A 12,780-nucleotide genomic window follows, 5' to 3' on the forward strand; every position below is an offset into this window, starting at 1 on the left:
ATATAGGGGGAAAATCCTCTATATTTCATCCAAAAAATCCAAAAATCGAAGGCATCTTTCACGGGTGCCTTCGATTTTTGGATTCAAAAGGGACTAATGGGTCAGCCCCCTATTTTAAGTTATTCGCCTAAACCAACTCGTTCGAAGATGGTATCAACATTTTTCAGATGATAATGGTAATCAAAAGCATCATCCAAATCTTCTTTGGTTAAATGAGACATAATCGTTTCATCCGCTTCAATAAGTGGACGGAAATCACGTTGTTCATCCCATGATTTTGCTGTATTTGGTTGAACTAAATCATAAGCCTGTTCACGCGTTAAGCCTTTATCGATTAATTTCAGCATCACGCGTTGGCTGTAAATCAAGCCAAATGTCGCATTCATGTTACGTTTCATATTTTCTGGGAATACTGTTAATTTTTCAACAATATTACTAAAGCGATGTAACATATAATCCAATAATATCGTTGTATCTGGAATAATGATACGTTCGGCTGATGAATGAGAAATATCGCGTTCATGCCATAAAGAAACATTTTCATAGGCAGTAATCATATGACCACGGATCACACGAGCAAGACCTGCCATATTTTCTGAGCCGATTGGATTGCGTTTATGCGGCATTGCAGAAGAACCTTTTTGACCTTTAGCAAAGAATTCTTCCACTTCACGTGTTTCAGATTTTTGTAAACCACGGATTTCAGTTGCAAATTTTTCGATACTTGTCGCAATTAAAGCCATTGTCGCTAAATATTCTGCGTGTAAATCACGAGGTAAGACCTGCGTTGAGATTTCTTGCGGACGAATTTGTAGCTTTTCACAGACATAACTTTCAACAAATGGTGGGATATTGGCAAAAGTCCCTACCGCGCCACTGATTTTACCAGCTTCAACCCCTTTAGCTGCATGTTCAAAACGTTCGATATTGCGTTTCATTTCAGAGTACCATAAAGCAAGTTTTAAACCAAAAGTTGTTGGCTCTGCATGAACACCATGAGTGCGTCCCATCATCACCGTATATTTGTGCTCTTTGGCTTTATTAGCAATCACATCTGTTAAACGTTGTAAGCCCACACGTAAGATATCATTTGCTTGACGAATAAGGTAACCATAAGCAGTATCCACGACATCCGTAGAAGTTAAGCCATAGTGTACCCATTTACGTTCTTCGCCTAATGATTCTGAAACTGCACGTGTAAAAGCAACCACATCATGACGAGTTTGTTCTTCAATTTCTAAAATACGATCGATATCAAAAGTTGCATTGGCACGAATCTTTTGCACATCTTCTTTTGGAATTTCGCCAAGTTCGGCCCAGGCTTCATCAGCTAAAATCTCTACTTCTAACCATGCTTGATAACGATTTTGATCAGTCCAAATACGACCCATTTCTTCTCTAGTATAACGTGGTAACATTACTCTTCTCCTTTAATCCCAAATATTGGTTTGTTGAATTTCTTTTAATGTATCTTCTATATTTTCAGTCAAGATGGTAATATGCCCCATTTTTCGACCGGTTTTCACTTCTTTTTTGCCATAATCATGAAATTGCCAAGATGGTTTTTCCAAAATTAATTGACGACATTTTTCATGATGTTGTCCTAAAATATTTACCATCACAGCTGGGGATAATAATTTCACATCAGCTAAAGGCCATCCGCAAATACCTCGAATATGCATATCAAACTGACTCATATCACAAGCTTCGATGGAATAATGTCCTGAATTATGTGGACGAGGGGCTAATTCATTGACATAAATGCTGCCAGTTTCAGTTAAGAACATCTCAATCCCTAGTACCCCATGTAAATTTAAGGCTTGAGCAATTTCTAAAGCAATACGCTGTGCTTCTTTTGCCACCTCTGGATCAATACGAGCAGGTGCAATTGTCTCATGTAAAATATTATTATGATGAATATTTTCAACCACTGGAAATGGAATATATTCCTTTCCATTGCCAGCCACCATCACAGAAATTTCTTTTTCAAAAGGAATCCAAGCCTCTAATTCACAAGTTCCTTCACGTAATAAATCCATTGACGGTGCTAAATCCTTCACCCCGTACAAGACATATTGCCCTTTGCCATCATATCCACCACGAGTCGTTTTAAGCACACATGGATAACCAATCCCTTCAATTGCATCTGGAATATCACTTGGATGGATAATTGTTGCATAGGGTGCAATGACGACATTATTTGCTTCTAAAAAGGCTTTTTCTAATAGACGGTCTTGGGTAATCGCTAAAAGATCTGTCCCTTGTGGAATATAGCTAATTGGTAAAATAGCATTTAAACTTTCCACACTAACATTTTCAAATTCATAGGTAATCACGGCACAACGACGAGCCATTTCTTCTAACGCCATGGTATCGTCATAACTTGCCACAATATGCCAATCTGCCACCTGTGCAGCCGGACAATCAGCAGTTGGGTCTAACACGCCTACACGAAAGCCCATTTTTTTAGCACTTAAGCTCATCATCCGCCCTAATTGACCACCACCAACAATTCCGATGGTCTCTCCAGGCATAATCGGTTTAAACAAGCTGATCACTACTTTCTTTGACTATTTTTTCAGAATTCAAACGTTTTTCCTGAATTTTTTCTGCTATCTTTAAATCATACATGGAAAGCATCTCAACTGCAAGTATTCCTGCATTGGTTGCCCCAGCTTTTCCAATAGCAGTCGTCGCAACAGGTACGCCAGCTGGCATCTGTACAATGGATAAAAGCGAATCTAATCCATTCAAGGCACGCGATTGTACGGGTACACCAATCACTGGCAATGTACATTTCGCTGCAATCATCCCTGGCAAATGAGCCGCTCCCCCAGCACCAGCAATAATAACTTTAATGCCACGCTGTCTAGCATTTTCAGCGAATTCAAACATCAAATCTGGTGTACGATGCGCAGAAACAACTCTTTTCTCATACGCTACACCATATTCGTCCAATACCTCACACGCATTTTTCATTGTTTCCCAATCGGAAGTACTCCCCATGACAACAGCTACAACAGGTTCCATTGATTTTGCTCCTTTTAACAAAGATTTCACATATATTCTAACAAGCAAAAACAGTTAAGTCAAAACAAATTCGAATAATATCTTACATTTCTTCAAAATAGTTCGTAAATAAAAAGACCCACTGTAAACACAATGAGTCTTCAAACAATTAAGCTTTTTCTTTTAATCCATGAAAGAGTAGATTTAAAATAATTGCAGTAATACTACTCATCACAATCCCATTTCCGGTAAACATTTGTACGGTTTGTGGTAAATGTTGGAATAAGGTTGGTAAGCTATTAAACCCTAGACCTAAACCAATAGATAAAGCTACGATTAATAAATTCTTATCATCTTCAAAATTCACTTTAGACAACATACGCATCCCTTGCACAGCCACCATACCGAACATGACTAACATCCCACCACCTAATACAGGTTCTGGAATGATTTGGGCCACAGCACCCACTTTAGGGAATAAACCTAAAATAATTAAGAAGAAAGCCGAGAAGTAAATCGGACGTGTGGATTTAATTCCTGATAATTGTACTAACCCAACATTTTGTGAAAATCCCGTATATGGGAAAGTATTAAAGATCCCCCCTAAGATTACGGCTAAACCTTCCGCACGATACCCACGTTTTAAATCTTCTTCACCAATATTTTTTCCAGTAATGTCTCCAAGTGCGAAATATACACCCGTTGATTCGACCATGCTAATCGTTGAAATAATAATCATCAAAAGAATCGACCATACATCAAATTTTGGCATACCAAAGTAAAATGGTTGCGGAACATGGAAAATCGGTGCATGACCAATGGCTGAAAAACTCACATTGCCCATCAAACAAGCTAAAATTGTACCACCAACTAAACCAATTAAAACTGAAATCGAACGTAAAAATCCTTTGGCAAAGGCTTGTACACCTAAAATTAAAAGAATCGTTACGGCGGCTTGAATTAAACTTGCTGGATCCCCAAAAGTTTTGGCACTTGCATCGCCGCCACCCATCTTAGTAATCGCCACTGGAATCAAGGTTAAGCCTATGACCGTAATGACAGTTCCCGTAACAATTGGTGGGAATAATACTTTCACTTTTGAGAATAAACCAGCAATCAATACGACATAAATGCCCGCTGCAATGATTGAACCATAAATGGCCCCGACACCATTTTTAGAACCAATAATGATTAATGGCGAAACGGCTTGAATCGCACATCCTAAAACGACCGGCAAACCAATCCCAAAAAACTTAGTCACCGTTAATTGTAATAAAGTTGCCACCCCACACATAAAAATATCAATCGAGATTAAATATGTCATTTGTGCTTCATCAAATCCTAAGCCCATCCCGATTAATAAAGGCACTGCGACGGCTCCTGCATACATTGCAAGTAAATGTTGTAACCCTAAAATTGCTGCTTTTCCATTTTGCACTTGATTCATTTGTCTAAGCGTCTCCTTCAATAAATGTAATTTTGCCGTTTTCAAGCGATGAAATACGAGCAAGGGAAACGACTTTAACCCCTATCTCTTCTAATAATTTGCGTCCAGGTTGGAAAGATTTTTCGATTAATATTCCAATTCCTTCAACACTCGCATTGGCTTGACGACATAATTCAATCAGCCCTTTTGCCGCTTGACCATTTGCAAGAAAATCATCAATAATTAATACTTTATCTTCTTTTGATAAGAATTTACGCGAAATTGAAACTGTACTAGTCACTTGTTTCGTAAATGAATAAACTTCTGTCGTTAGCAATTCTTCATTCATTGTTAAACTTTTTGACTTGCGGGCATAAATCATTGGAACACCAAATTTTTGGGCAGTATACACCGCTGGTACAATCCCCGAAGCTTCAATCGTCACTACCTTGGTAATTCCTGCTTCTTTAAACGCTTGATAAAAACTCTCGGCAATCTCTTCCATCAATACAGGATCAACTTGGTGGGTAATAAAAGCATCCACTTTCAAGACATCTCCATTTAAAATATTGCCATCTTTTTGAATACGATCAACTAATGCTTGCATGCTATAACTCCTTTATCTTTTCATCCACCATTCAACGCATTGAGAAATAAAAATAAAACAGCACCCTTTTACCTAAAAGCAAAAAAGCGCTGTTTTATCAACAAACGTTTATTTGCTTATAGTCCAATATTTACGGCATTGGGTAGAAACTGTTGTCCTTATTACAACTTTATATAAGCGTTAAATTATGAAAAACTTGTACATAATTATGAACCATTTTCATGAAATATTCAATCGATTTGCATGAATTTCTTTAAAAATGATAAAATTCTAATCAAGGAGCCTCATAAATGTTCGTGTTTTCAAAAAAGCCTCCCCGAAAAATTCAGGAAGACTTTAACATTATTGGTCATATTGTTGCAAATCATGCGCCTCGATGACTTGAATAATTTTTTCCGCATAAGTTGGATCAGTCGCATAACCTGCTTGTTGTAAGGCATAGGCAGCTGTTTTATAGTCTTGTGCTTGTAACACGGGCTGGTATTTATTCTTGTCCCAATCGACGCCATTCACAAAAAGCAGCGCATGGTCATCCATCGAAGCTTCATCAGATTCATAAACTTTAAAATCACCTTGAATCGTGACCCACTGTTCATTCACATATTCTTTGGTAGATAAAGTCACCTTGTTTTGATCACCAAAAGCTTTAATCCCAAATAAATTATGATACTTACTCGCAAGTTCACTTTTACCCCAATTTGACTCTAAAATAGCCTGCCCTAAAGTAATACTTGGCAAGACCCCGTATTGTTTTTGTAATTCTTTAGCATGCGGTGCTAAACGGTCGATGAACGCTTGTCTAGCCACCTCAGGATCTTCGGGTTGTGCTTGCGTTTCTGGTGTCGGTGTCGTTAATTGAGATAAAGCGAAAGTAAAGGTCAAAAAAATGATAATACAGGCCAATAATATGACAGGCACCATATTTTGTTTTCTCTTTTTTAACTTTTTCTTCTTCATCTGACCCCCGTTAATTTTCTTCGATTTGCTCATCAAACCAGTCCAATAATTTTATTTGATCACTTGCAAGTTGTTTTTGTAAACGTGCAGGAACTCTGAAGGTTAAAATATCATCATAGCCCCATTCTTGATAATCCAAACGAACCGCAAGAAGTAAGGCTTGTGTTTCTTGATTTTGGCTGCTTTCTTCAACGATTTCAACTTTTGCTAATTGGTGATTCATCCATTTACTAGCAATTAAATATTTCATTTTGCGATATTCTTTGACGGCAATTCCGCGTTTTTCAGGATAAACCACCGTTTGACGCAACACTTTTTGGAATAACATCCATTCATAATCGGTAAACAAGTTCTTTAACTTTTGGGTATTTTCTGCACTTAAGGAACACTTTCCTTGTTTGAAATCATTCCAAGCCTCTTCATCAATTCCTAGTTGCGTTTGATAAAAGACTTTCTCAGAATAATATTTTTCCTTGATTACATCTAATAATATCATTAAATAAACATCGCTCATATCATCACGTCCTCATTTCCTATTGTAATCTATTTTAATCAAATTGCGAATAATTACACTCATCTTTAATAAAGCTTTAGATTTTTTGTTCATTTTGGTAAAAGATGGCTTTAATTTCTACAAAACTACGAAATGACTGTAAAAATTGAAATAACAAGGCACGGTTTTCGAATTCCTCGCGTGTTTGTGGCAAAGGTTTTTGACGATAATTTTGATAGACGGCTTCAATTTGCCATAAAATTAACTTGCCGTCATTTTCTTCAGCAAAGTTCTCAGCCGTCGAAATTAATACTTTGCGCAACTCATCTACAAATAAACCATCAATATCAATTTCGATTAATAAATTGACCATATCCCGTAAAATTCTAAGTTGGGCCAAACGCATTGAAAAATATTCCGAATAATAATCTTCTTCACTGATCCATTGGTTTTTCTGATGAATGTGTGCCTGATTAAGTGCTGCCCGTAATTTTGCCCGCAAATCTAAGCAATCATCATCTAAAGGAGCCATTTTTTCTAGATTTAAATGGGCCGCCATCGCAAAAATAATCGTCCGAAAATCTTCTTCAATTGCTTTGATATCTTCTTTTAATTGCTTTTCATTATCCGGCATATATAGATTCAATAATAATGCCAAACCGACACCAATCGTCATAAGCAGCGTTTCATTTAAAATCATTTGCCACGAAAAGCTCTTCTCTACTAGAAAATGCGTAATAAGGACCGAATTCACCACAATCGCATCCGCTAGATTAAAACGTACAGACAAAGGAATAAATACGAGTAAAAAGACACCAAATGCCCATGGATGAAACCCTAGTGTCGTAAAACAAATAAAAGATAAAATAATGGCTAATCCTAAAGAAAGTACACGACCTAACCCGGATTTCAGTGATGTTTTTTTCGTATTTCCCACACTTAATATCGCAATAATTCCTGCAGCTGTTGCATATAATAAATGAAGTTGTGTAGCTATCAGAATTGCTAAGACACTCGCAATCACCGTTTTAATCGTTCGTAAACCAATCTTCATAACTTTCCCCCGAACTCTTTTTGTTCATCATAGACGATAATTAAGATTTTTTCAATTCACAATGTCAACAAAAAAAGGCGGAGGAAAATCCCCCACCAAAGTAAGACAACTTATTTTTCAAAACGTTTTTGACCATCTAAATAAGTAGCTACTAAATTCATTTCCTTATCTAACACGATAAAGTCAGCTGCACGTCCTTTTTGAATTGAACCACATTGATCAGCAATATTACAACTTACCGCAGGAATATAACTTGCCATCATCACTGCTTGATATGGAGTTGCCACACCCCATTTCACCACATTGCGCATACCTTCATACAATTTCAAGATACTACCAGCAAGATTGCCTTCTTTCATGCGTGCTGTTCCATTAGCCACCACAACTGGGAATTCACCAAGGATATAATCCCCATCAGGCATTCCACCAGCCATCATACAGTCAGTAATTAAAGCTACTTTATCATAGCCGATTGTTTGCACTAATAATTCCACTGCTTTAGGATGCACATGATGACCATCCGCAATCAATTCCGCAAAGATTTCCTTCACAGTTAACATCGCACCAACCATTCCAGGTTCACGATGATTTAACCCACGCATTCCGTTAAATGCATGAACAAAGACACTAGCGCCAGCATCCACTGCTTTTGTTGCTTCTTTTAAGGTCGCATTACTATGACCTAAAGCAACCACAACCCCTTCATTCGTAATTGTTTCAACAAATTCTTCGACACCTTCACGTTCAGGCGCTAAAGCAATTTTCTTAATTAAATGACCACTTGCTTCTTGCCATTCATGGAACACTTCAAGCGATGGATCTGAGAAATAACTTGGATTTTGTGCACCCTTATGTTCTTCTGTGAAAAATGGTCCTTCAAAGTAAATCCCTTGAATCTTCGCACCATCGACTTCATCTTTTACCGCACGAATTGTCTTAGAAACAGCTAACAAACGTTCGCGACTAGAAGTTAAAGTCGTTGGCAAGAATGAAGTCACCCCACATTCTAATAAGGCAGAAGACATGACTTTAATACCTTCTGGATCATTATCCATGACATCATGATTTTTATACCCATGAATATGTGTGTCTACCAAACCTGGCGCTATCCATTTATCCGCATAATCAATAATTGTCGCCTTGGCCGGTTTTTCTTCTAAGTAAGCACCAAACTTACCATCCTTAATTTCTAAGTAACCGCCTTCTTTTACACCTGTTGTAAAGAAAAATTTTTGAGCATGAATATATTCTGTCACTTGTCGCACTTCCCTTTAATTAAATTACACTTATAACATACGCCTTTTTAGCTAAAATGTCAATACTGGTATATACCACTTTTCATGTAGCTTTCTTACTATTTTTGGTGTAACATAAAAACACATATAAACGAATAAAAATTGGAGTGAAACGTTATGAAAATTGGTTTTATTGGCGTTGGTAATATGGCTAGTGCAATCATTAAAGGTATTGTTGCCCACGGCTTTATTGCAGGAAATCAAATTATCGCCTATGATCACCATCCAGAAAATTTAACCGATATGGTAAACGAATATCAAATACATCTAGCGCAAAATGAAGCAGAAGTAATTGACTTAGCTGATTACGTCCTATTTGCAGTGAAACCAAATGTCTTATTACCTTTGATTGAAAAGTATCAAAAACAATTGGTTGCAAATCATCCCGTCATTTTATCCATCGCCGCAGGAACTACCCTTGCGCAATTAGAACATGCCTTAGGAGAAAATCAACAACTACCCGTGATCCGCATTATGCCAAACGTTAATGCGATGGTTGGATTAGGTGCTGCTGCGATTTGCGGAAATACACATGCCACTAAAGAACAATTAGACCTTGTTTTAGAGATGTTTAATGCCGTTGGGAAAGCATGGTTCGTGGCGGAAAAAGACTTTTCAAACTTTACCGCTATTGCCGGAAGTTCACCTGCTTATGCTTATCTATTTATTGATACCTTGGCCAGAGCAGCTGTCAAACACGGCTTACCCAAACAATTAAGTACTGAGATTGCTGCCCAAGCGGTTTTAGGTAGTGCCAAAATGATTTTAGAATCTGAAGAAAACCCATGGGGATTAATAGATAAAGTTTGCTCCCCTGGTGGGACTACCGTTGCTGGTTTATTGGCGATGGAAGAAAACAATTTTATGACTAGCATCATCAAAGGCATTGATGCTACGATTCAAAAAGACCAAGAAATGCAAAATAAAAAATAATAAAAGCAATAGAAAAAACACAAGGGATGAAAAACAACTTTCAAACCTTGTGTTTTATTTTTATGCAGACGATGGGACTCGAACCCACACGAGCTGTGCTCACACGCCCCTCAAGCGTGCGTGTCTGCCAATTCCACCACATCTGCTTCATCTGTTTTTTATTCTATAGTGCTTAAAATAAAAAGTCAATAAAATTCACTTAAAATGAACACAGCAGTCCGCAAATACGCAAACTGCTGTGAATAGCTTAGATTTAATTTAAAACCAATCTTAGTCGGCTAAAGTACCGAATGGATCCCAAGGTTTTAATAATGTTGGTTGGCCTTCTAAAGCTTTTAGGGCTTTCTCTGATAAATATTTCTTGTTGATAGCCACAACATACACATATTTATCAAACCAAGTATCACTTGCAACATAGTATCCCTTGTGTCCTACTTTATCGCCCCAAGAATTTTCGATTTTCCAACGATTAGGTTCGCCATCGACTAAGTTTACCCCAGTTAAGACCATCGCATGGTTCATGGCGCTTTCCTTCACGTTTAACATTTCTTCTTTCGTTAAAGCCAAGTCTAAGTCAAATGCTTTTTCGTATTGGAAGTATTCATCATTCCACATACCGCCTTCACGATCAGCATCTTGAGAACAATCACAACCAAACCATACCAATTCACCTGCTTGCATTTGTTTGATTGTTGCTTCTTTGAACTCGTCTAATGGTAAGTTTAATAATTGAACAGGTTGACCATCGACGACATTCCCTAAATGTTCTACAGTGAATGTTTGATAGAAAGGTTTGTCTGCTGTAGGACCGTTAATCACATTCACATAGTCACTTAAGTTTAAGTTAGTTAATTTGTATAGTTCATGTGGTGTTAATTCTTTGGCATGTGCTTTATGATCTTCATCATAATATTCAAAAACAAATTCTTTTGGAGGTAGACCAAAGTTTGTCGCTAATAATTGATAGACTTCTTTAAGCGTTTCTTGTTGAAGTTTATCGATGGCTGCTTGATTTCCAGCATCAAACGCGGCTTTAGCTTCCAGTGCAAATTTGCGTAAACGACGATTCATCAAGCTGTTTAATTTACGTGTATGCCCAGCTTGGAAACTTTCAGGATAAGCATCTTTCGGACAAACACCGTATTTTTCAACCAATGAAACCAACATATTCCATTGACCCCCATCGCTGACTGCTCCTTCTAATAAGAAACGCATTTTTTCCGCATCTAAATCAGTGACTAATTCTTTTTTGACACATTCCATAAACCAATTCGCTTTTTCTAATTTATCATAAAAAGCAATGTAATTTTGAGAAAGTTCAAAATCGCCTTCAATCTTCAATTCTTTAATTAAAGCTTCACGCAAAACATTCATCGCTGAGAAAATCCAGCAACGACCAGATTGAAATTGGTTGGTAATTCCATGTGTTTTCAAGTCAATTGAAAAAATAAATGGTTGCGCTGCTTTTGCTTGTTGATTAGAAGCAATTTTGGTTAAATCATTGCTAAATAAAGCATTTTGAAGCACATTCAACTTATCATTTTTTAAATATGCATTTTCTAAGTTTTCTAATTGATTTAATGTAATTTCTGACATATACAACACCTCTGTTTCTTATCCTACACCTGTTATCCATGAAGTGCAAGGGATAGAGCCATTCATTTGAAAATTTTTGAACTCCTCAAAAAAGATTACTCCCTTGCAGCTAAATCGCGTAACAAGCTTTCCAATACCATTTTTTGATAACCTTTTGGAATTTGATTTAAATGTACTTTCAACTCTTGCGCATAACTTTGCACGGTAGGAATAGCTTTTTGGGCTTTTAATGTTTTCTGCATGGCCATTCTGAGGCTGCGCGGTAAACTGAGAAAGAAATTCAAACGAAAACCATATTGCAAATATTTTTCTAATACATATGCTAAACAATTTTCCTCAAACATCGCTAAAGGTAAATGCACTGTTTGCGTTTGAAAAGTGGTGCGTTTTTGAGAAATATCTTCAAGGCCATCCAATTGTCGCAATCGTTCTATCAATTCACTCATCAATTGTTCGCGCGTGAATGACTGATTCTTTAGATATTTCTTCCCTTGCGCTGAAAAAATACGTTTACTATCATAATTAAAGGCAAATGTTAAAATATCTTGCGCTAAATCTTGGGCAAAAGCTTCAAAATGTTCGCGCTGATAAATTTGCTTTAACTGGTTGCCTTCCACACGTAGCTGCTTATTAACCAAAGCAATCTCACGTAAAACCAACTGAAAATCCACCGTATAAATCGGTAAATCCACTTGTCTAAAACTCGCCAATCGCTTGAGTAATTGTCGATTTAGCTTGACTGGTTGCTTCATCAAACTATTCCGATAATGCGCAAAACAATACCGTCGCCATAGTTCATTAGGAAATTGATACTTTTGATGATGCAACCACAAAATCTCATCAATGCCAAAATCCACTTGAGACAAACCCTTTTTAATCTCATTAGCCACTTTTGGCGAAACACCTAAATGATCAGAAAAGTGCTGCATACCTAAATACATTTTCTTTTGCTTATTTTTGGAAATTAAAACAAACTGATATTTTAACTTTTTACCACACTTACAGCGCAATCCCGGATCACTCTTTGGATAATTATAGTCCACCCGGTATTCATCAAACTGCCATTGGGTATCTTTTAAATAATCAAAAGTCGTAAATTTGGAGCGCAATTCATATTTGCGGTGTAACTCCAATTGTTGCTGCTGATCTAATTCAAGCGCTTGATAATATTGACTACGATCATCACTAGATAAAGTCGTATGAAAATCTTGGGGGTAATGTTCTATTTTACTATTCGGATACCAAGTCAGATAAGTCTCTAAGTAATCCGCCATGCGTTCACCTCTTTTACTTCAAAATAAAGGGTCTAAGATATTTAGTGTTGTTACTCAAACGGAGGATAACACTAAATATCTTTTTTTATACTCATAATAATAGAAAAAGACATCTGTTTCCTCTATAATTAAGTCG

General features: G+C 37.0%; 12 protein-coding genes, 1 tRNA gene and 1 riboswitch. Of the genes, 1 reads left to right on the forward strand and 12 read right to left on the reverse strand.

The genetic code is table 11. The features are described from left to right. Window positions 1–119: 119 nt before the first annotated feature. The 9 genes from purB to nagA form a co-directional block, all read right to left on the reverse strand. Complete coding sequence (gene purB, locus ACTQZM_RS10545) at window positions 120–1,418, reverse strand: adenylosuccinate lyase (RefSeq protein WP_441653732.1); 1,299 nt, start codon at window positions 1,416–1,418, stop codon at window positions 120–122. Between the two features lie 12 nt (window positions 1,419–1,430). After that, on the reverse strand, window positions 1,431–2,558 hold the full coding sequence (gene purK / locus ACTQZM_RS10550; protein ID WP_243198639.1) for a 5-(carboxyamino)imidazole ribonucleotide synthase: 1,128 nt from the start codon (window positions 2,556–2,558) through the stop codon (window positions 1,431–1,433). After that, entirely contained in the window at window positions 2,542–3,030 is a 489-nt protein-coding gene (gene purE, locus ACTQZM_RS10555) for a 5-(carboxyamino)imidazole ribonucleotide mutase (RefSeq protein WP_047241954.1), read from the reverse strand. The genes purK and purE overlap by 17 nt, the downstream gene beginning before the upstream one ends. Window positions 3,031–3,178: 148 nt before the next feature. After that, complete coding sequence (locus ACTQZM_RS10560) at window positions 3,179–4,456, reverse strand: nucleobase:cation symporter-2 family protein (protein WP_113784225.1); 1,278 nt, start codon at window positions 4,454–4,456, stop codon at window positions 3,179–3,181. 4 nt (window positions 4,457–4,460) lie between these two features. Then, entirely contained in the window at window positions 4,461–5,042 is a 582-nt protein-coding gene (locus ACTQZM_RS10565; RefSeq protein WP_113784226.1) for a xanthine phosphoribosyltransferase, read from the reverse strand. A 99-nt stretch (window positions 5,043–5,141) separates the two neighbouring features. Next, a riboswitch (purine riboswitch) is annotated at window positions 5,142–5,239 on the reverse strand. Window positions 5,240–5,384: 145 nt separating this feature from the next. Beyond that, window positions 5,385–5,999, reverse strand: a complete 615-nt coding sequence (locus tag ACTQZM_RS10570; RefSeq protein ID WP_441653733.1) for a glycoside hydrolase family 73 protein — start codon at window positions 5,997–5,999, stop codon at window positions 5,385–5,387. Between the two features lie 10 nt (window positions 6,000–6,009). Next, window positions 6,010–6,513: a hypothetical protein gene (locus ACTQZM_RS10575; RefSeq protein WP_441653734.1), complete on the reverse strand. Its 504-nt coding sequence runs from the start codon at window positions 6,511–6,513 to the stop codon at window positions 6,010–6,012. Window positions 6,514–6,589: 76 nt separating this feature from the next. Continuing rightward, the gene (locus ACTQZM_RS10580; RefSeq protein WP_248624911.1) at window positions 6,590–7,546 is read right to left on the reverse strand and encodes an aromatic acid exporter family protein; all 957 of its coding nucleotides are present in this window, start codon (window positions 7,544–7,546) and stop codon (window positions 6,590–6,592) included. Window positions 7,547–7,656: 110 nt separating this feature from the next. Continuing rightward, window positions 7,657–8,802 (reverse strand): N-acetylglucosamine-6-phosphate deacetylase, encoded by a 1,146-nt coding sequence (gene nagA / locus ACTQZM_RS10585; RefSeq protein WP_171299619.1) that lies wholly within the window; start codon window positions 8,800–8,802, stop codon window positions 7,657–7,659. Window positions 8,803–8,958: 156 nt separating this feature from the next. Here nagA and proC point away from each other — a divergent pair, with 156 nt between their 5' ends. Then, a complete protein-coding gene (proC, locus tag ACTQZM_RS10590; RefSeq protein ID WP_441653735.1) occupies window positions 8,959–9,774 on the forward strand; it encodes a pyrroline-5-carboxylate reductase in 816 nt (271 codons plus the stop codon). Between the two features lie 63 nt (window positions 9,775–9,837). Here the strand turns inward: proC and ACTQZM_RS10595 are convergent. From ACTQZM_RS10595 to ACTQZM_RS10605, 3 genes are all read right to left on the reverse strand, one after another. Next, window positions 9,838–9,920, reverse strand: a tRNA-Leu gene (locus ACTQZM_RS10595). 124 nt (window positions 9,921–10,044) lie between these two features. Beyond that, window positions 10,045–11,370 carry a C1 family peptidase gene (locus ACTQZM_RS10600; protein WP_441653737.1) on the reverse strand — a complete coding sequence of 442 codons (1,326 nt, stop codon included), beginning with the start codon at window positions 11,368–11,370 and terminating at the stop codon, window positions 10,045–10,047. A 95-nt stretch (window positions 11,371–11,465) separates the two neighbouring features. After that, the gene (locus tag ACTQZM_RS10605; protein ID WP_441653738.1) at window positions 11,466–12,644 is read right to left on the reverse strand and encodes a hypothetical protein; all 1,179 of its coding nucleotides are present in this window, start codon (window positions 12,642–12,644) and stop codon (window positions 11,466–11,468) included. Window positions 12,645–12,780: the final 136 nt, after the last annotated feature.

Source organism: Enterococcus cecorum (assembly GCF_052119425.1).
Lineage (GTDB): Bacteria > Bacillota > Bacilli > Lactobacillales > Enterococcaceae > Enterococcus_E > Enterococcus_E cecorum_C.

Coding starts and splice junctions, on each gene's coding strand:
- ACTQZM_RS10570 (WP_441653733.1), bottom strand. CDS start 5,999: ATGAAGAAGAAAAAGTTAAAAAAGAGAAAACAAAATATGGTGCCTGTC.
- purE (WP_047241954.1), bottom strand. CDS start 3,030: ATGGAACCTGTTGTAGCTGTTGTCATGGGGAGTACTTCCGATTGGGAA.
- ACTQZM_RS10600 (WP_441653737.1), bottom strand. CDS start 11,370: ATGTCAGAAATTACATTAAATCAATTAGAAAACTTAGAAAATGCATAT.
- proC (WP_441653735.1), top strand. CDS start 8,959: ATGAAAATTGGTTTTATTGGCGTTGGTAATATGGCTAGTGCAATCATT.
- ACTQZM_RS10575 (WP_441653734.1), bottom strand. CDS start 6,513: ATGAGCGATGTTTATTTAATGATATTATTAGATGTAATCAAGGAAAAA.
- ACTQZM_RS10565 (WP_113784226.1), bottom strand. CDS start 5,042: ATGCAAGCATTAGTTGATCGTATTCAAAAAGATGGCAATATTTTAAAT.
- ACTQZM_RS10580 (WP_248624911.1), bottom strand. CDS start 7,546: ATGAAGATTGGTTTACGAACGATTAAAACGGTGATTGCGAGTGTCTTA.
- purB (WP_441653732.1), bottom strand. CDS start 1,418: ATGTTACCACGTTATACTAGAGAAGAAATGGGTCGTATTTGGACTGAT.
- ACTQZM_RS10605 (WP_441653738.1), bottom strand. CDS start 12,644: ATGGCGGATTACTTAGAGACTTATCTGACTTGGTATCCGAATAGTAAA.
- ACTQZM_RS10560 (WP_113784225.1), bottom strand. CDS start 4,456: ATGAATCAAGTGCAAAATGGAAAAGCAGCAATTTTAGGGTTACAACAT.